We start from the raw sequence: 18,210 nt of genomic DNA on the forward strand, positions 1-18,210 counted from the left end.
TACGAGAAGGGGGCGGGAGGCTGCTGAAGCCGTCCCGCCCCCTTCTCGTGGTGTACGCGTGCTGTCTCTTCGTACGTGCTGTGGCGCCGCCGTCCTGCCTCAGGTCGGGTTGACGCCGTGGCTCCGCAGCCACACCAGCGGGTCGATCGACGCGCCGCCGCCGGGCCGGACCTCGAAGTGCAGGTGCGGGCCGGTGGAGTTGCCGGAGCTGCCCGCGTACGCGATGACGTCACCGGCCTTGACCGGGCCGGAGCGGATCTTGGTGCTGCTGAGGTGGCAGTACCAGGTCTCCGTACCGTCGGCCATGGTCACGATCGCCATGTTGCCGTAGGCGCTGTTGTACTGGGTGCGCACGGTGCCGTCGGTCGCGGCCATCACCGGGGAGCCGTACCCGACGGGGAAGTCGATACCCGTGTGCACGGACATCCAGTTGACGCCCGCCTGGCCGTAGTAGGCGCTCAGCCCGTGCTGCTTGACCGGCAGGACGAACTTGGGGCGCAGCGCCTCACGGCGTGCGGCCTCCTCCTCGCGCTTCTTCTTCTCCTCCACCTGCCGCTGCTTCAGGTCGATGCGCTCCTGGGTGCGGCTCGCGCGCTGGCGGAAGTCGTCGCTGCCCTCGGAGAGCTGCTCCAGCTGGCTGTCGAGCTTGTTGTTCGCGGCGACCGGCTTGACCGTGCTCGGATCGGCGACGGCCAGCGAGGTGGTCTTCTCCTGCTTGTCCTCGTCGCTGATCCCGCTGACGGAGGCGGCCGCGATGCCCGCGACGCTCATCACGCAGGCGGAGGGGACGGCGACGGTCAGGAGAGCGGACCGCTTGGCGGGGCTGCGGCGGCGCGCCCGGCTGCGGGGGGCGGGGGTGCGGACCACGGTGCGGTCCACGGAGAGCGGGGCGGGCCCGGGGGAGTCGCCGTCGTCCGGCGTGGGGGCGGCGTCCGGGTCGAGCCCGGTTTCGTGACCGGCTTTGTGAGCGGTGTCGACTTCGGTTTCGAAGCCGGAGTCGATGACCGCGAACTCGGCGGTGCCGGCTTCCTCGGGGTCCTGCTGTTCGTACAGCTGATGCGATGTCTGTTCGGGGTCGTACGCGGCGTCCTCGGGCGTGGCGCCGGAGTTCCAGGCGGTCGCGTCATAGGCGCCGGTGTCGTACGCCCCCGTGTCGTACGCGGCGGTGTCGTACACCCCGGTGGTATGGGCAGTGGTGTCGTACGTGCCCGTGTCGTACGTCCCCGCGTCGTGGGTGCCGGCCTCGTAGGCGTCCGTCCCGTACGAGCCGTCGGTCACGTACGCGGTGCCTGTGCCGTACGTGCCGGTGGCGTACGCGCCGGTGTCGTAGCCGTCCGTCTCGTAGGCGCCCGTCCCGTAGGAGGTTGTGCCGTACGCGGCCGTGGTGAACCCGGTGGTGGGGAACGCGCCCGTGTCGGTGGCCTGCCACTGGCCGGCCGGGTCCTGGTCGGAGGGCTGCTGCCAGGTGGGGGTCGCGCCGGTGTCCCACTGCTGGTGGGCGGTGGCCTGCGTCTGGGCGGCGTACGCGTCGTAACTGACGGTCTGCTGCGCGCCCGTGTCCCAGGCGGAGGAGTCGTACTGGCCGCTCTGGTCGCCGTAGGGACCGTCGTAACCGGGGGCCACGTGGTCCGTGGTGTCGGAACCGCCGGGAAGGGAACCGAAGAGCGGGTCGGTGTCGAAGCTGCCGGTCGATCGGGTGTCGTACCCGACGGGCCCGGCGTGGGGGTGCTGGTCGTTCACCAACTTCTCTCTCGCCTCGGCAGCAGGACTGTTCTGGATCCCGGTGAGGGGGTCCCAGGGGGAAGCAGTGGCCGCGACTGTACCCGGCAGTATGTGAGGACGACAATCTTCGGCAGGTTTTGCGTCCTCAGGAAACGGGCAATCGGACGTCTTTCGGTGGACGGCAGGCAGAGGCTTGGCTCTACGTTCGATATTTGTTCTATTTTAAGCGACAGAAGGCGTTCCGGTTGAGGGCGCTGTGCCCTCCCGGGCCCCCTGTGACTCCAGAGCCTCACCGACCGCGGCGGCGACCGCCGGGTGCACCGGCAGCGCGAGATGCCCGATTCCGGTGACGCGTACGTTCACGGCGTCGAGGTCGGGGTGGTGGACGCGGGCCGTCCCGACCGGGACCATCACCTGGTCCAGCTCGCTCCAGAAGCTGACGAACCGGGTCCGGCAGCCGGGGGCGGGGAGGTGCAGCTCCTCGATCAGCGCGGAGCCGCCGCGTATCTGCCGCACGATGGGGTGAACACCGGCTCCGGGGGCGACGGCGGTGCCGCCGTGCGGGGTGCCGAGCGTGACGAGGGTGCGCACCCGGTGGTCGCCGCCCAGCCGTTGTACGTAGTAGCGGGCGATCAGGCCGCCGAGGCTGTGGCCGACGATGTCGACCTCGCGCTGCCCGGTGCGGGCGCAGATCTCCTCCACGTGCCGGCCGAGCAGCTCGGCGGCGGTGCGCAGGTCGCGGGTGAGCGGCGAGTAGTTGAGGGACGCCAGGTGGCGGCGGCCGTGCCGGGCGAGCGCGCGGCGCAGCAGGACGAAGACGGAGCGGTTGTCGATGAACCCGTGCAGCAGGACGACGGGCCGTTCGGCGGCGGGGGAGCCGGGCAGGGTGGGAGGGCCCGGCGGTGAGCCCGGGGCGCGGCGCTCCTGGGGGAGGCGCTCCTGGGTGAGGCCGAAGGGATAGGCGGCCAGGTGGCCGGTGAGGACCACGAGCTCCAGCACGGTGGCGCCGAGCAGTGCGGTGGAGAGCCGGGGGCCCGGCAGCCGGGGGAGGCGGGGCGGTAGGGAGAGGAAAGGGAGGACCTTCACACGCCGACCTCCTGCGCTGGCGCACCTGGAGGCGGCGACGGGCCGTACCACCGTGCCGTGCGGCTGGCGGCACGGTGGTACGGCGACCTCGTAGCGGCTCTCCCCGCGGCGGCCGGATTGCCGCGTTCTACGGGGGACGGCGCCTGGCGAACATGTCCCACGTGTGATTTCCCCCTCCCCGCCTGCCGCGAAACGGCGGCTTGCGGGATGCTGTGGATAACGTTCGTTCACATCCCCGTCCCTTCAGGCGCGGGAGACCATGTGGAGGCAGTGATGGGTGTGACCGGTCCGATCCGTGTGGTGGTGGCCAAGCCGGGACTCGACGGCCATGACCGCGGGGCCAAGGTGATCGCGCGGGCGCTGCGGGACGCCGGTATGGAAGTCATCTATACGGGGCTCCACCAGACACCCGAGCAGATCGTCGACACGGCGATCCAGGAGGACGCCGACGCCATCGGCCTGTCGATCCTCTCCGGGGCGCACAACACGCTGTTCGCGAAGGTGATCGAGCTGCTGAAGGAGCGGGAGGCGGAGGACATCAAGGTGTTCGGCGGCGGGATCATCCCGGAGGACGACATCGCCCCGCTGAAGGAGCTGGGCGTGGCGGAGCTCTTCACCCCGGGTGCGACGACGACCGAGATCGTCACCTGGGTGAACGCGAACGTCCGCCAGCCCGCGCAGGCCTGACCTCGGGGCCCGGGGGTACGGCCGAGGCCGGGGTGGAGGGTCAGGTCAGCTCGGTCTCCATCGCGGCGCGCAGGCGCAGTGTGGAGACCAGGCGCTGGAACGCCTCCGACCAGTATCCCCCGGCCCCCGGCGATGCTCCCTCCTGCTCGTCCGGGGTGGCCGTGAGGGCTTCCAGGCGGTCGGCCCCGGCCGGGTCCAGGCAGCGCTCGGCCAGGCCCATCACACCGCTGAAGCTCCACGGGTAGCTCCCGCCGTCCCGCGCGATGTCGAGCGCGTCGACCACGGCGCGCCCGAGCGGGCCCGTCCACGGCACCGTGCAGACCCCGAGCAGCTGGAACGCCTCCGACAGCCCGTGCGCGGCGATGAACGCGGCCACCCAGTCTGCGCGTTCGGCCTCGGGCAGCACCGCCAGGAGCTTGGACCGCTCGGCGATCGACGTGGGCCCGGGCGTGCCGGCCGGGGGCGCGGACGCCGCACCCAGCAGGGCCCGCGCCCACTCCGGGTGGCGCTGGCGCACCGCGGCCCGGCACCAGGCGGCGTGCAGCTCGCCCGCCCAGTCGTCGGCCACCGGCAGTGCCACGATCTCCGCCGCCGGGCGCCCGCCGAACCGCTCCTGCCAGACCCCGAGCGGCGTGGCCTCCACCAACTGACCGAGCCACCAGGACCGCTCGCCCCGGCCCGTCGGCGGATCGGCCACCACCCCGTCGCGCCGCATCCCGGCGTCGCACTCGTGCGGCGCCTCCACGGCGATGGACGCGCCCGCCCCCGTACGGTCGGGATTGACGCACGACGTCGCGCGGGCCGCCATCCGCCCGGCGAACGCCGAGGCGGGCAGGGCGGAGAGCAGCTCGGCCGCTGTGGCGCGCACGTTGCGGCTGCGGTCGGCGAGCGCCTGCTCCAGGAACTCCTCGTCCCCCTTCCCGAGCCCGTTCCGCAGGGAGTCCAGGAACATCAGCCGGTCCTCTGCCCGCTCGGTGGACCAGGTCGTGGTGAGCAGGGCGAGCGCGGCGGCGGGATCCCGGGTCCGTACGGCGTCGAGCAGCGCGACCCGCTCCGCGAACAGCCCCTCCTCCCACAGCCGGCCCACCGCCTCCGGATCGCCGGTGTCGGGGACGAGCGAGCCGCCCGCGGCACCGCGCAGGGCGAACTTCCACTCGGGGTTCAGGGCGGCCAGCCACAGGCCCAGCGGTCCGGCGAAGGCGAGCGCCTGCGGGCGCAGGTCGGTGCGGGCCCGCGCGGCGTCCAGCAGCGGTGGCACCAGGGCGGCCGGGGCCCGGAACCCCCGCCGGTTGGCGGTGGCCAGCCACTGCGGGATCAGCTCGGTGAGGTCGGGCGCGGCCCCGCGCCGTCCGGAGGCGGTCGGTGCGGCCCGGTCGGCGAGCAGCTGGGCGAGCCGGTGCCGGGCCGCCTCGGGGAGCCGCGGGCGCGGGTCGTGCGGCGCGGGTGCGGGCCTGGCCCCCGGCACGGCGGGCAGCAGCCCGGCCCGCCGGCGCACGGTGTGCAGGGCGGCGGCGTCCAGCAGGGCGGCCGGGCCGTCGGCCGGTACCGGGGCCCCGGGGGCCGCCGGCGGGCGGCGGTCGGTGCCCAGCAGCGCCGAGGTGACCAGCTCCTCCCAGGGGAGGGAGGCGAGGGGGTGGGCTGAGGTCGCGGTCGGGCCGGTGGTGGTGGGAGGCATCGGGTCCCCTTCGGTGGCGTTCAGGGCGGTCGGCGGCGGAGACGGGTGATCGGTGAGTGGGGGTGGCGGCGGACTCCGCAGGCCCCGCCCGCGGTGGCCGGCACAGGTCAGATGAGCCGTACGGTCCCGTCAACGACCTCCGCGCACCCGGACACCGGCCCGGAACCGGGCCCGGACACCGGCCCGGAACCGCCCCCGTGTCCGGCCCTCGTGTCCCAAACCGCGAACGGGTCGAAGCCGCGATGGCCCAGCTCGCCGAAGACCGTGACCGGGCCGCCGCCGGAGACCGCGACGAGCTTCCACAGCCCCGGACGGGACAGCGCCGCCGAGGAGAGGGGCAGAGCGGATGCGCTCTCCGCGTCGGCCACCTGCCAGCCGTCCTCGGACGGCACGGGTATGACGTCCCGCAGGGTGACCGGCCAGGCGTCGAGCCAGGGATCGTCCCGCAGCGCCTCTCCGTACGCCGCGAGGGCGGCCGCGGTGGAGCCGCCCGGCGGCGGCGTGTCCGGCACCGGGGCGCCCGGCGCCGCGACGGGCGGGGCGAACTGCCGTCCCAGATCGGCCCGGAGCCCGCCGCCCGGGTACGGCGTGAGCTCGGCGTCGATCGTGACGCCCACCGGCAGCGCGAGCTCCGGAGCGCGGCCCATCGCACCGAAGGAGAGCAGCAGGGCCGTGCGGCCCGACTCCCTCCCGTACAGCCAGATCCGCCGGGTGGTGAGCCGGCCGTCCGGCGTGTCGTACTGCGCGAGGACCAGCCAGTGGTCACGGACCGGCGGGCCTTCGGCGGACATGGGCAGCCCCACCCGCGTACGCACCGTGGCGGCCAGCGGGGCCGGCAGCCGCTCCCGGCCCAGCCAGGCCGTGTCCAGCAGATGGAGCAGGCCGCACTCCTCCAGCAGCCGCACCGGCCAGCCCGGGCCGGATCCGGGTATAGCTCCCAACTCCCTCACCCGGCCCGCCAGTCCGGGCGCCTGCGCGTCGACCATGCGGGCGGCGGTCTCGTCCCACAGGGCATACCCCGTGCGATCGGCGGTGGCGAGCCCTCCCCGCAGCAGATCGCTCAGGCGCTGCTCCAGCTCCAGCGCCCCTCCGGTGACCCGCTCCGCCCGGCGCTCCGCCCGCTTCCTGGCGGCCGTGCTGTCGGCGGGGCCGGACGCCGGCTCCCCGCCCGCGGCGGCCTCCCGCTCGGCCTGCTTGGCCTCCGCCCGCCCCCGGCGGGCCGTGAGCCACTGCGCGGCCCAGTCGGCCGGCTCACCCTGCTGGACCGCGCCGTCGCCGGACGCCCGGAGCAGCAGCAGCCCCAGCGCGTGCTTGCAGGGGAACTTGCGGCTCGGACAACTGCACTTGTACGCGGGGCCCGTGGTGTCGACCACCGTCTGATACGGCTTACTCCCGCTCCCCTTGCACAGCCCCCACACCGCCCCCGATCCGTCGAAGCCGGTGCCCGTCCAGTGTCCGGCCGTGGCCAGCTTGTTCCCCGCCTTGCGTGATGCGTCGTCAGGCGCCAGGGACAGCACCTGCTCCACCGTCCAGCGCGCCACCGATTCCGTGGCGGGCAAGGGTTCTCCCCCGTGAGATAGCAGCATGGGAACGACGGTAGGCGGCACCACTGACAATCCCGCTGACCTGCGATCAGAGCCCTGGCGGGAGCGGCCGCGAGGCCCGTTGTCAGTGGCATGGTGCACGGTGGGAACCACGTCAGGTCGACCGAATCTGTCGACGATCTGGAGGGGGATCCATGACCGTGCCCGAAACCACCGCCACGACCATCGCCGCCGTCGGCGAGACGTCCGGCGCCGAGGCCCTGCGCCCGCACGCCGAGGACGCGTTCGCCGATGAGCTGAAGGCGCTCGCCGCCGCCGACGACCGCCCCAGGCCCGCCCGTTGGCGCCTCTCGCCCTGGGCCGTCGCCACCTATCTGCAGGGCGGGGCGCTGCCCGACGGCACGGTGATCACACCGAAATACGTCGGCCCGCGCCGACTGGTCGAAGTGGCCGTGACCACTCTGGCCACCGACCGCGCGCTGCTCCTGCTCGGCGTCCCCGGGACCGCCAAGACCTGGGTGTCCGAGCATCTCGCCGCCGCCGTCAGCGGCGACTCGACCCTGCTGGTGCAGGGCACCGCCGGCACCCCGGAGGAAGCCGTCCGCTACGGGTGGAACTACGCCCAGCTGCTGGCCCACGGCCCCAGCCGCGACGCGCTGGTGCCCAGCCCGCTCATGCGGGCCATGTCGGACGGCATGACCGCCCGGGTCGAGGAGCTGACCCGCATCCCCGCCGATGTGCAGGACTCGCTCATCACGATCCTCTCCGAGAAGACCCTCCCCATCCCCGAGCTGGGACAGGAGGTCCAGGCCGTCCGCGGCTTCAACGTCATCGCCACGGCCAACGACCGTGACCGGGGCGTCAACGAGCTCTCCAGCGCGCTGCGCCGCCGGTTCAACACCGTCGTCCTGCCGTTGCCCGCGACGCCCGACGCCGAGGTCGACATCGTCTCCCGGCGCGTGGAGCAGATCGGCCGCTCGCTGGACCTGCCCGCCGCACCGGAGGGGCTCGCCGAGATCCGGCGCGTGGTGACGGTCTTCCGGGAGCTGCGCGACGGTGTCACCACCGACGGGCGCACCAAGCTCAAGTCGCCCTCGGGCACGCTCTCCACGGCCGAGGCGATCTCCGTCGTCACCAACGGCCTCGCCCTCGCCGCCCACTTCGGCGACGGCATCCTGCGCCCGGGCGATGTCGCCGCGGGCATCCTCGGCGCCGTCGTCCGGGACCCGGCCGCTGACCGCGTGGTCTGGCAGGAGTATCTGGAGACCGTGGTGCGCGAGCGGGACGGGTGGAAGGACTTCTACCGCGCCTGCCGCGAGGTCTCCGTATGAGCGGCCGGGCCACCCCCGGCCGCGCCACCACAAGGGCCGTCACCGGGCCGCTGCTGCTGGGCGTGCGGCACCACGGTCCCGGCTCCGCCCGCGCGGTCATCGCCGCGCTCGACGCCGCCCGGCCGGCCGCCGTGCTCATCGAGGGGCCGCCCGAGGGCGACGCGCTGCTGCCGCTCGCCGCCGACCCGCGGATGCGCCCGCCCGTCGCCCTGCTCGCCCATGCCGTGGACGACCCCGGGCGGGCCGCCTTCTGGCCGCTGGCCGAGTTCTCGCCGGAGTGGGTGGCGATCCGCTGGGCCCTCGCCCACGACGTCCCGGTCCGCTTCATCGACCTTCCCGCCACCCACTCCCTCGCCCTGAAGGAGCCCCCCGGAGACCAGCCCGGTGAACAGCCGGGCGAGGAGTCCGCACCCGGCCCTGACGCCCCTGAGCGCGAGGCCACGGTCACCCCCCACGTCGACCCGATCCGGGTGCTGGCCGAGACCGCCGGATACGACGATCCCGAGCGCTGGTGGGAGGACGTCGTCGAGCACCGCTCACCGGCCGCCGACGCCACCGGCGACGCGCTCGCCCCGTTCACCGCGCTCGCGGCGGCCATGACGGCCCTGCGCGAGGCGTACGGGGACGGCGGGCACCCCCGGGACGCCGTGCGCGAGGCGTACATGCGGATCCAGCTGCGCACCACGCGCAAGGAGTTCGGGGACGGCGTCGCCGTCGTCTGCGGCGCCTGGCATGTCCCGGCGCTCGCCGCCCGGACCACTCTCGCCGCCGACCGCGCCCTCCTCAAGGGGCTTCCGAAGGTCAAGGCCGAGATGACGTGGGTGCCGTGGACCCACCGCAGGCTCGCCAGGCACAGCGGTTACGGTGCCGGGATCGACTCACCCGGCTGGTACGGGCACCTCTTCGGCGCCGCCGACCGGCCCATCGAACGCTGGATGACGAAGGTCGCCGGGCTGCTGCGCGAGGAGGACCGGTTCGTCTCCACCGCCCATGTCATCGAGGCCGTCCGGCTCGCCGAGACGCTCGCCGCGATGCGGGGCCGGCCGCTGGCCGGGCTGAGTGAGACCACCGACGCGGTACGGGCCGTGATGTGCGAGGGCTCCGACGTACCCCTCGCGCTCATCCAGGACCGCCTCGTCGTCGGCGAGACCCTCGGCGAGGTGCCGGACGGCGCCCCCGCCGTCCCGCTCCAGCGCGACCTGACCCGCAGCCAGCGCACCCTCCGGCTCAAGCCGGAGGCCCTGGAGCGGGAGCTGGACCTCGACCTGCGCAAGGAGACCGACGCGGCCAGGAGCCGTCTCCTGCACCGGCTGCGTCTCCTCGGCGTCGGCTGGGGCGAACCGGCCGAGGGCCGGGGCAGCACCGGCACCTTCCGGGAGAGCTGGCGGCTGCGCTGGGAGCCGGAGCTCCACGTCCGGGTCGCGGAGGCCGGGGTGTGGGGCACCACGGTCGCGACCGCCGCCACGGCGAAGGCCGAGTCCCGGGCCCTCGCGGCGACCGCGCTCGGCGAGGTCACCGCCCTCGCCGAGCACTGCCTCCTGGCCGGCCTGCCCGAGGCGCTGCCCGTCGTGATGAAGGCGCTGGCCGACCGCGCCGCACTCGACGCGGACGTCGGCCACCTCGCCGACGCCCTCCCGGCCCTCGCCCGCTCCCTGCGCTACGGGGACGTGCGCTCCACCGACACCGCCGCGCTCGCCGAGGTCGCCGCCGGGCTCGCCGAGCGGATCTGCGTCGGCCTGCCCCCGGCCTGCACCGGCCTCGACGCGGACGGGGCCGAGGCACTGCGCCGCCAGGTCGACGGGGTGCACAGCGCGATCGACCTCCTCGTCGCCGGCGCCGCGCCCGCCGAAGGGCTCCGGGACCGCTGGGGCGCCGTCCTGCGCAAGCTGGCCGGCCGGGACACGGTCGCCGGGATCATCCGGGGCCGGGCCACCCGGCTGCTGCTCGACGAGGGGCGGCTGACCGAGGACGAGGCGGCCCGGCTCATGGGCCTGGCCCTCTCGCCCGGTACCCCGCCCACCGACGCGGCGGCCTGGATCGAGGGGTTCGTCGGAGGGGCGTCCGGCGGCGGCATGCTGCTGGTCCACGACGAGCGGCTGCTCTCCCTGGTCGACGCGTGGCTCACCGGCGTCCCCGCCGACACGTTCACCGACGTGCTGCCGCTCCTGCGCCGTACCTTCTCCGCCTACGAGCCGGGCGTACGCCGCACCCTCGGCGAGCTGGTCCGGCGCGGCCCCGTCCCCGAGGGCGCCCGGAACGACGGCACGGATCACGCGTACCCGGGCTTCGGCCCCGGCCTCGACACGGGCCGGGCCGACGCGGTGGAGCCCGTGCTGCACCTGCTCCTCGGCCGCACACCCGTACCGGCGGAGGCGACCGCATGACCGGGGGAGCGGCACACACCGCACAGCAGGCCCCGGACCACGCCACACAGGACGACGACCGAACGGGGAAGACGGTGGACACGGAGACAGAGAGGGCGCACCCCTCGGAGCGCCCCGCCCACGGCGAGCGGATGCGGCGCTGGCGCATGGTGCTCGGCGCGGACAGCGCGGAGAGCACCGGCTGCGCACTCACCGGCCAGGACGCGGCGATGGACGGCGCACTGAACGCGCTGTACGGCGGGGGCGGCGGCAAGAAGCCCGGCGGCAGGGGCGGCGGCGGACGTTCGGCCGGGCTCGGCGCGTCCGCCCCCTCCGTCGCCCGCTGGCTCGGCGACATCCGGACGTACTTCCCCAGCTCCGTCGTCCAGGTCATGCAGCGCGACGCGATCGACCGGCTCGGCCTCTCCGCGCTGCTCCTGGAGCCGGAGATGCTGGAGGCCGTCGAGGCGGACGTCCATCTCGTCGGCACCCTGCTCTCCCTCAACAAGGCCATGCCCGAGACGACCAGGGAGACCGCGCGGGCCGTCGTCCGCAAGGTCGTCGACGACCTGGAGAAGCGGCTGGAGAGCCGCACCCGGGCCACCCTCACCGGGGCCCTGGACCGCTCCGCGCGGATCAGCCGGCCGCGCCACCGCGACATCGACTGGGACCGCACGATCCGGGCCAATCTGAAGAACTACCTGACGATCCCGGGCGCGGACGGCGGCCCGGACACGGGCACGGTCGTCCCCGAGCGTCTCATCGGCTACGGCCGCGCCTCACAGTCGGTGAAGAAGGACGTCATCCTCTGCATCGACCAGTCCGGCTCGATGGCCGCCTCCGTCGTCTACGCCTCGGTCTTCGGCGCGGTCCTCGCCTCCATGCGCACCCTCGCCACCCGCCTCGTCGTCTTCGACACGGCGGTCGTCGATCTCACCGACCAGCTCGACGACCCGGTCGACGTCCTCTTCGGCACCCAGCTCGGCGGCGGCACCGACATCAACCGGGCGCTCGCCTACTGCCAGTCGAAGATCACCCGGCCCGCGGACACCGTCGTCGTCCTCATCAGCGACCTCTACGAGGGCGGCATCCGCGACGAGATGCTCAAGCGGGTCGCGGCGATGAAGGCGTCGGGCGTGCAGTTCGTGACCCTGCTCGCCCTCTCCGACGAGGGCGCCCCCGCCTACGACCACGAGCACGCGGCGGCACTCGGCGCGCTGGGCGCCCCCGCGTTCGCCTGTACGCCGGACCTCTTCCCGGACATCATGGCCGCCGCGATCGAGAAGCGACCCCTGCCCATACCGGACAAGGAGACCCAGCCGTAGACGCGCCACGGACACCCAACGGGACGCGCCCCTCCGGCACCCTCTGTGACCGTTATCACCGCTCAGGTGTGATCTGCGATTTAGGGTCACACGGAGTGCGGGGATAACCTGCCGGATGGACATGCCGCGTACTCGGACACCGTGTGCGCCTCCCTAGTGACAGAGCAGTCACGTTGCCCTTCGCGGCACGCCCACGCAGAAGAACGAACCGCGATATCACTTAAAAGGGACGGACGCGCGTGGACCTGTTCGAGTACCAGGCGAGGGACCTCTTCGCCAAGCACGGTGTACCGGTGCTGGCCGGTGAAGTCATCGACACGCCTGAGGCAGCCCGCGAGGCGACCGAGAAGCTGGGCGGCAAGTCTGTCGTCAAGGCGCAGGTGAAGGTCGGCGGCCGCGGCAAGGCCGGTGGCGTCAAGCTCGCCGCCGACGCCGACGAGGCGGTCGCCCGGGCGACCGACATCCTCGGCATGGACATCAAGGGCCACACGGTCCACAAGGTGATGATCGCCGAACTGTCCCCGGAGATCGAGGCGGAGTACTACGTCTCGTACCTCCTGGACCGCACCAACCGCACCTTCCTGGCCATGGCCTCGGTGCAGGGCGGCGTGGACATCGAGGAGGTCGCGGAGAAGAGCCCCGAGGCCCTCGCGAAGGTCCCGGTCGACTCCAACTCCGGCGTGGACATCGTCAAGGCCCGCGAGATCGTGGCCCAGGCGAAGTTCCCGGCCGAGGTGGCCGAGAAGGTCGCCGAGGCCCTGGTCACGCTGTGGGACACCTTCGTCGCCGAGGACGCGCTCCTCGTCGAGGTCAACCCGCTGGTGAAGACCAAGGACGGCCGCATCCTGGCGCTGGACGGCAAGGTCTCGCTCGACGAGAACGCCGACTTCCGCCAGCCGGGCCACGAGGCTCTGGAGGACAAGGCCGCAGCCAACCCGCTCGAGGCTGCCGCCAAGGCCAAGAACCTCAACTACGTCAAGCTCGACGGCGAGGTCGGCATCATCGGTAACGGTGCCGGTCTGGTCATGTCGACCCTGGACGTCGTCGCGTACGCCGGTGAGAACCACGGCAACGTGAAGCCCGCCAACTTCCTCGACATCGGTGGCGGCGCCTCCGCGGAGGTCATGGCGAACGGCCTGGAGATCATCCTCGGCGACCCGGACGTCAAGTCCGTCTTCGTCAACGTCTTCGGTGGCATCACCGCCTGCGACGAGGTCGCCAACGGCATCGTGCAGGCGCTCGCGCTGCTCGAGTCCAAGGGCGAGAAGGTCGAGAAGCCGCTGGTCGTGCGTCTCGACGGCAACAACGCGGAGCTCGGTCGCAAGATCCTCTCCGACGCCAACCACCCGCTCGTGCAGCGCGTGGACACCATGGACGGCGCGGCCGACAAGGCCGCCGAGCTCGCCGCGGCTGCGAAGTAAGGACGAGGGACTCCACACCATGGCTATCTTCCTCACCAAGGACAGCAAGGTCATCGTCCAGGGGATGACCGGCGCCACGGGCATGAAGCACACCAAGCTCATGCTGGCCGACGGCACCAACATCGTCGGTGGCGTGAACCCGCGCAAGGCGGGCACGTCCGTCGACTTCGACGGCACCGAGGTACCGGTCTTCGGCTCCGTCAAGGAAGCGATGGAGAAGACGGGCGCCGACGTCTCGGTCCTCTTCGTGCCGCCGGCGTTCTCCAAGGCCGCCGTCGTCGAGGCGATCGACGCCGAGATCCCGCTCGCGGTCGTCATCACCGAGGGCATCGCCGTTCACGACTCCGCCGCCTTCTGGGCGTACGCGAACGAGAAGGGCAACAAGACCCGGATCATCGGTCCGAACTGCCCGGGTCTCATCACCCCCGGCCAGTCCAACGCCGGCATCATCCCGGGCGACATCACCAAGCCCGGCCGCATCGGTCTCGTGTCCAAGTCCGGCACGCTGACCTACCAGATGATGTACGAGCTCCGTGACATCGGCTTCTCCTCCGCCGTCGGCATCGGTGGCGACCCGGTCATCGGTACGACGCACATCGACGCCCTCGCGGCGTTCGAGGCCGACCCCGAGACGGACCTCATCGTGATGATCGGCGAGATCGGCGGCGACGCCGAGGAGCGTGCCGCCGACTTCATCGCGAAGAACGTCACGAAGCCGGTCGTCGGTTACGTCGCGGGCTTCACCGCCCCCGAGGGCAAGACCATGGGCCACGCGGGCGCCATCGTCTCCGGCTCCTCCGGCACCGCCCAGGCGAAGAAGGAGGCCCTCGAGGCCGCCGGCGTGAAGGTCGGCAAGACGCCGACCGAGACCGCCAAGCTGGCGCGCGAGATCCTCGGCGCCTGAGCCAGGCAGCCGAACCACGCGTGAACGGCGCGGGCCCGCACCCCCGGACAGGGGTGCGGGCCCGCGCCGTTCGTCGTCCCCGGCCTGACCGGGCTCAGGGGATCCGTGGCACCAGCCGCTCCGGACCGTGCGCCAGCTGCTCCCTCAGCGACTTCTGCAGCATCAGGTCCTGCGGCGTCAGCTTCTGCGGACCACCGCGCGGCGGTACGCCCCCGACCCGTTCGGGGGGCGAGAGGGGCTGCTCGTAGTGCGTGGGCGCCGTGTGCAGGGTCAGGGCGGTCGCGCCGATGAGCAGTGCGGCGAAGGCGATGGCGGCCCTGGTCCAGAGCCGCGCCCTGTTCTCGCTGCCGGTGCGCACGGCGCGGGCGGGCGACGGGGCCGGGACGTGTTCGGCGCGGGCGAGTCCGCCGAGCCGGTCGTGGAGCAGCTCGGACTGTTCGGCGGGGGAGGCTGCGGCCGCCAGTTCGGGCAGCCGCTCGGCGAGGGTGGCACGGGCCACCTCCAGCCGCCCGGCCGCCGCCGGAGTGGACGCCTCCGTCTCGGCCGCGGTCTCCGGCAGGTCCAGGCCGACCCCGTCGTAGAGGAGCAGGGTGCGCCGGTAGGCCGGGGGGAGTTCGAGCAGCGCCTCGAACAGGGCCCTCCGGGCCGGTTCGGTGGGCGGGGCGTCGGGGTGCCGGTGGACGCGGCGCAGCCGGTGCCAGGGGGACATCGCGTACTCGTACGCCGCCGCGCGCACCCAGCCGACCGGATCCCGGTCCACGGCCACCTCGGGCCAGCGGTGCCAGGCCAGTTGGAAGGCCCGCTCGACGGACTCCCGGGCCAGGCTGCGGCGGCCGGTCAGGAGGTAGGTCTGGCGTACGAGGCCGGGGGCGGCGTGGGCGTACAGCGCGTCGAACGCCTCGTCGGGGGAGAGCGGAGGCGTGGCGGGCGCCGGCTCGGGAGGCGGAGGAGGAGTCGCCGGGGCGGGAGGTGGGGACGCGGTCGCCGCGGTTGGAGCGGGCTCAGGCCGGCTCACGGGAGTGTGCTCGGCCGTGATCACGGACGCGGGCTCGGGCCCCATCACGGGAAGAGGCGCGGAAGGCGACTTCGGCTTCCGCTTCGGGCTCGGCTTCGGGTCCGGCGCGATGAGCTTCGCGTACAGCGCCCGCTTGCGGCCGCGCGGGCTCGTGCGCCCCGTCTCCCAGGAGCGCACGGTGGCGCGTGTCACGCCCACGGCTGCCGCCACCTGTTCCTCGCTCAGCGACTTCGCCTCGCGCCGTCTGCGGCGCTCCTCGGGGGAGGAGGGCAGCGGCGGTGCAGCGGCCTCGTCGGTGGTGCTCCGGGTCATGGACGACCCCCGGCAGCGCTGCACTGGGTGAAAAAGTACATAAACGTATATTGGGCGACACGGCGGCTCTTCGCGCGTTACGCGGGATTAAGCGCGTGTCGTTGGGAGCATGGGCGGCGTGACCCAAATGACCGAACACAGCCTGATGTTGCCGCCCGAACGGACCAGGACCCTCGCCCTGGCCTCCGCCTTTCTGCGGGGTGTGGCCGCCGCCGGGCTGGGTCTCGGTTCGCTGGCCGTGCTGGTGACCTTGTTCTGGATCAGCTCCCCGTACCCGGACAGCGGACCCGGCGGCGCGCTGCGCGCGGCGGCCGCGGTCTGGCTCCTCGCGCACGGCGCCGAACTCGTCCGCCCGGACACCCTCAGCGGCGTCCCGGCGCCGGTCGGCGTGGTCCCGCTGCTCCTCGTGGTGGGCCCCGTCTGGCTGACGCACCGGGCGGCGCGTGATGCGGCGGAGCCGGAGGAGGGGCGGCGCAGGCCCTCGCAGAGCGGCGCGTTCTGTGCGGTGACCGCCGGATACCTGTTGGTCGCCGCGGGCGCGGCTGCCTATGCGCGGGGCGGGTCGCTGCGCGTCGTGCCGGACACGCTGGCGTTCCCGGTGGCGCTGGTGGTGGCCGGTGCGGCGGCGGCCGGGGTGTGGACGGCGGCGGGGCGCCCGTTCGGGCCGCTGCCGTCCTGGTCGCCCCTGGTGCTCCAGGAGGCCGTCGCCCGGACCCTCTTCCGTAACCGGGCCGAGGTCGCGTGCCGGGCGGCGGCGGTCGGCACGGCGGTGCTGATCGGCGGGGGCGCCCTCCTGGTCGCGGTGGCCCTCGGGCGGAACGCGGAGGCAGCGCAGGAATCCTTCCTGGCGCTCTCCGGCGACTGGTCGGGGAGGCTGGCGGTGCTGCTGCTCGCCGTGTCGCTGGTGCCGAACGCCGCGCTGTGGGGCGCCGCGTACGGGCTCGGCCCCGGCTTCGCGCTCGGTACGGGGGCCACGGCCACTCCGCTGGGCCTCACCGGTACCCCGGCCGTGCCCCACTTCCCGCTGCTGGCTGCGGCCCCGGACCAGGGCCCGGCCACCCCGCTGAACTGGGCGGCCCTCGCCGTCCCGGCCGTCGCCGCGCTGGCGCTCGCCTGGTGCGCCGTACGCAGGGCTGCCCCCGCCGACGCCCCCCGGGCGCAAGCCTGGAGCCCGCGCGAGACGGCGCTGGTGACGGGCCTCGCCGCGCTGGGGTGCGGAGCGGGTACGGCGCTGCTCACGGCGGTGGCGGGCGGCCCGCTGGGGTCGGGGGCGCTCGGTGCGTTCGGGCCCGTGTGGTGGCTGGCGGGGCCGGTGGCGCTGGTGTGGACGGCGGGCATCGGCGTACCGGCGGCCCTGCTCCTGCGGCTGTGGCGGCTGCGTGAACGGGGCTGGGCCTGGCGCAGGGACGCGGACGCACCGGAAGGAGCGGAGGACGCTCAGGGCGTCGAGGATGCCGAGGACGACGAGGGCGTACGGGGCGGGGCGGACGGGATCGGGGCGGACGCGGTGCCGGCGGCAGGGGAGGCCGGGAAGCCCCGCCGCCGGTGGGCTCCCTGGCGCACAGGCGTGCCCAGGGACAGCGCCGTCCAGGAGGGCCCGGACGGGTCGGCGGTCGGGGGGACGGCCCCGGCGGGCGGTACGCCCACGGACGATCCGGGCTTCGAACCGTACGACTTCCTGCCGACCGACCCCTGGCACGAGAAAGAGACGAGGGAGGCCCGGTGGGCCTCCCTCAAGCGGGGCTCCGGCGGGCTGATGGCCGAATTCCCCGCACACATCCCGGCCGCGCTGCGCTCCGAGGAGGCATCGGGGCAGCCCACGAATGCGCAGCCCACGGACGCCGAACCCGCCGACGGGCAGTCCACGGACGCGCAGCCCGTCGACGCCGACGGCCGGGGCGCTACTCCTTGACGCCGAAGAGCGGTTCCAGCGGCTTCGGCAGCTGGTCGTTGCAGGCCACCGCGCCGGTCTTGGTCAGGGCGTCGTTCACGCAGGTGTAGTAGTCGCGGTAGACGAGCTGCACCGTATACGTCGTGATCACGATGATCAGGGCCAGCAGGGCGGTCACCAGACCGCTGATCGCCGCCGTGGTCTGCGGGCGGCCGCCGCCCTGGGGCGTGGTGGGCGTCGGCGAGGCGCTCCCGTCACCGGCGACCGGAGCTGCGGACCCCGTGACGGCGCCGACCGTCGTCCGCTCCGTCGCGGACGGGCTCTTGGGCTGGGCACGCAGCGCGCTGACGGCCCAGTACACCGAGAGCGCGCCCAGCAGCAGGGCGACCTCCGTGAAGTCGAAGAGGGCGAAGAAGACGGACCAGATACCGCCGAGCAGTGCGTAGCGGGCGCGTCGCTGCATGGGGTCGGTCGGGTCCCAGCGCATTCCGCCGGGGCCGCCGTCGGACCCGCCCTTGCCGCCCGGGCCGTTCGTACCGGAGCGGCCGCCGAAGCCGGCGCCGCCCCGTCCGGGCTGCTTGTTGCTCCACTGACCGCCCCACGACGAACGGCCGCCGGAGCCCTCGCCCTCCCCGCCGTTCGCAGGGTCGGAGCCCGAGGGGTGGCGCGGCTGCCACGGCTGGTCGGGCCGGCCGGCCGGCGGCGGGGCGAACGGGTTGTCGTCGGCGGGCTTCGCCGGTGCGTCCGGCGAAGGGGAATCGGGGGAACCGGAGGCGGGCGAGGAGTCCGGCGACTCCGGGGCGGGGTCCGGCGAAGAGGACTGGCGCTCCCGCATCAGCAGAGCGGCCCGTGCGGGCGACTGGAGGCGGAAGGCGGTGCGACGGCGTCGGTCCGGCATGTGGTGAACGTCTTCCCCATCTCGTCATGTCCGTCC

At 73.8% G+C, this 18,210-nt stretch carries 13 protein-coding genes; 7 read left to right on the forward strand and 6 right to left on the reverse strand.

What is annotated here, in order from left to right; all coding sequences use genetic code 11:
• Nucleotides 1–99 precede the first annotated feature (99 nt).
• Together AMK21_RS14425 and AMK21_RS14430 are read right to left on the reverse strand one after the other, a co-directional pair.
• Nucleotides 100–1,740, reverse strand: a complete 1,641-nt coding sequence (locus tag AMK21_RS14425) for a M23 family metallopeptidase (RefSeq protein WP_073877768.1) — start codon at nt 1,738–1,740, stop codon at nt 100–102.
• A 204-nt stretch (nt 1,741–1,944) separates the two neighbouring features.
• Nucleotides 1,945–2,808: an esterase/lipase family protein gene (locus AMK21_RS14430; protein ID WP_073877770.1), complete on the reverse strand. Its 864-nt coding sequence runs from the start codon at nt 2,806–2,808 to the stop codon at nt 1,945–1,947.
• A 273-nt stretch (nt 2,809–3,081) separates the two neighbouring features.
• On the opposite strand from AMK21_RS14430, the gene AMK21_RS14435 reads away from it, so the two are divergent.
• Nucleotides 3,082–3,495 (forward strand): cobalamin B12-binding domain-containing protein, encoded by a 414-nt coding sequence (locus AMK21_RS14435; RefSeq protein ID WP_073877772.1) that lies wholly within the window; start codon nt 3,082–3,084, stop codon nt 3,493–3,495.
• Between the two features lie 40 nt (nt 3,496–3,535).
• On the opposite strand, the gene AMK21_RS14440 is transcribed toward AMK21_RS14435, so the two are convergent.
• Both AMK21_RS14440 and AMK21_RS14445 read right to left on the reverse strand, forming a co-directional pair.
• A complete protein-coding gene (locus AMK21_RS14440) occupies nt 3,536–5,170 on the reverse strand; it encodes a DUF5691 domain-containing protein (protein ID WP_073877774.1) in 1,635 nt (544 codons plus the stop codon).
• Nucleotides 5,171–5,277: 107 nt separating this feature from the next.
• Nucleotides 5,278–6,756 (reverse strand): SWIM zinc finger family protein, encoded by a 1,479-nt coding sequence (locus AMK21_RS14445; RefSeq protein ID WP_234421932.1) that lies wholly within the window; start codon nt 6,754–6,756, stop codon nt 5,278–5,280.
• 152 nt (nt 6,757–6,908) lie between these two features.
• Here AMK21_RS14445 and AMK21_RS14450 point away from each other — a divergent pair, with 152 nt between their 5' ends.
• The 5 genes from AMK21_RS14450 (at nt 6,909) to sucD (ending at nt 14,058) form a co-directional block, all read left to right on the forward strand.
• The gene (locus tag AMK21_RS14450; protein WP_073877778.1) at nt 6,909–8,045 is read left to right on the forward strand and encodes an ATP-binding protein; all 1,137 of its coding nucleotides are present in this window, start codon (nt 6,909–6,911) and stop codon (nt 8,043–8,045) included.
• Nucleotides 8,042–10,429 (forward strand): DUF5682 family protein, encoded by a 2,388-nt coding sequence (locus AMK21_RS14455; RefSeq protein WP_073877780.1) that lies wholly within the window; start codon nt 8,042–8,044, stop codon nt 10,427–10,429. Before AMK21_RS14450 ends, AMK21_RS14455 begins: the two co-directional genes overlap by 4 nt.
• Complete coding sequence (locus AMK21_RS14460) at nt 10,426–11,733, forward strand: VWA domain-containing protein (protein ID WP_073877782.1); 1,308 nt, start codon at nt 10,426–10,428, stop codon at nt 11,731–11,733. Before AMK21_RS14455 ends, AMK21_RS14460 begins: the two co-directional genes overlap by 4 nt.
• A gap of 239 nt (nt 11,734–11,972) precedes the next feature.
• Nucleotides 11,973–13,154, forward strand: coding sequence for an ADP-forming succinate--CoA ligase subunit beta (gene sucC / locus AMK21_RS14465; RefSeq protein ID WP_073877784.1), 1,182 nt, complete (start codon nt 11,973–11,975; stop codon nt 13,152–13,154).
• A 19-nt stretch (nt 13,155–13,173) separates the two neighbouring features.
• Nucleotides 13,174–14,058 (forward strand): succinate--CoA ligase subunit alpha, encoded by an 885-nt coding sequence (gene sucD / locus AMK21_RS14470; protein ID WP_073877786.1) that lies wholly within the window; start codon nt 13,174–13,176, stop codon nt 14,056–14,058.
• Nucleotides 14,059–14,152: 94 nt separating this feature from the next.
• Here sucD and AMK21_RS14475 read toward each other — a convergent pair whose 3' ends face one another.
• Nucleotides 14,153–15,385, reverse strand: coding sequence for a helix-turn-helix domain-containing protein (locus AMK21_RS14475; protein WP_073877788.1), 1,233 nt, complete (start codon nt 15,383–15,385; stop codon nt 14,153–14,155).
• A gap of 127 nt (nt 15,386–15,512) precedes the next feature.
• Here AMK21_RS14475 and AMK21_RS14480 point away from each other — a divergent pair, with 127 nt between their 5' ends.
• Nucleotides 15,513–17,297 carry a DUF6350 family protein gene (locus tag AMK21_RS14480; protein ID WP_073877790.1) on the forward strand — a complete coding sequence of 595 codons (1,785 nt, stop codon included), beginning with the start codon at nt 15,513–15,515 and terminating at the stop codon, nt 17,295–17,297.
• Here the strand turns inward: AMK21_RS14480 and AMK21_RS14485 are convergent.
• Nucleotides 17,287–18,174 (reverse strand): hypothetical protein, encoded by an 888-nt coding sequence (locus AMK21_RS14485; RefSeq protein WP_073877792.1) that lies wholly within the window; start codon nt 18,172–18,174, stop codon nt 17,287–17,289. The two genes, AMK21_RS14480 and AMK21_RS14485, sit on opposite strands and share 11 nt — an antisense overlap.
• Between the last annotated feature and the right edge of the window lie 36 nt (nt 18,175–18,210).

It is taken from the genome of Streptomyces sp. CB00316 (genome assembly GCF_001905595.1).
In the GTDB taxonomy this organism is placed as follows: Bacteria; Actinomycetota; Actinomycetes; order Streptomycetales; family Streptomycetaceae; genus Streptomyces.

Excerpts from the sequence above, each read along its gene's own strand:
- AMK21_RS14435 (WP_073877772.1), top strand. The coding sequence starts at position 3,082 with ATGGGTGTGACCGGTCCGATCCGTGTGGTGGTGGCCAAGCCGGGACTC.
- AMK21_RS14440 (WP_073877774.1), bottom strand. The coding sequence starts at position 5,170 with ATGCCTCCCACCACCACCGGCCCGACCGCGACCTCAGCCCACCCCCTC.
- AMK21_RS14445 (WP_234421932.1), bottom strand. The coding sequence starts at position 6,756 with ATGCTGCTATCTCACGGGGGAGAACCCTTGCCCGCCACGGAATCGGTG.
- AMK21_RS14450 (WP_073877778.1), top strand. The coding sequence starts at position 6,909 with ATGACCGTGCCCGAAACCACCGCCACGACCATCGCCGCCGTCGGCGAG.
- AMK21_RS14455 (WP_073877780.1), top strand. The coding sequence starts at position 8,042 with ATGAGCGGCCGGGCCACCCCCGGCCGCGCCACCACAAGGGCCGTCACC.
- AMK21_RS14460 (WP_073877782.1), top strand. The coding sequence starts at position 10,426 with ATGACCGGGGGAGCGGCACACACCGCACAGCAGGCCCCGGACCACGCC.
- sucD (WP_073877786.1), top strand. The coding sequence starts at position 13,174 with ATGGCTATCTTCCTCACCAAGGACAGCAAGGTCATCGTCCAGGGGATG.
- AMK21_RS14475 (WP_073877788.1), bottom strand. The coding sequence starts at position 15,385 with ATGACCCGGAGCACCACCGACGAGGCCGCTGCACCGCCGCTGCCCTCC.
- AMK21_RS14480 (WP_073877790.1), top strand. The coding sequence starts at position 15,513 with ATGACCGAACACAGCCTGATGTTGCCGCCCGAACGGACCAGGACCCTC.
- AMK21_RS14485 (WP_073877792.1), bottom strand. The coding sequence starts at position 18,174 with ATGCCGGACCGACGCCGTCGCACCGCCTTCCGCCTCCAGTCGCCCGCA.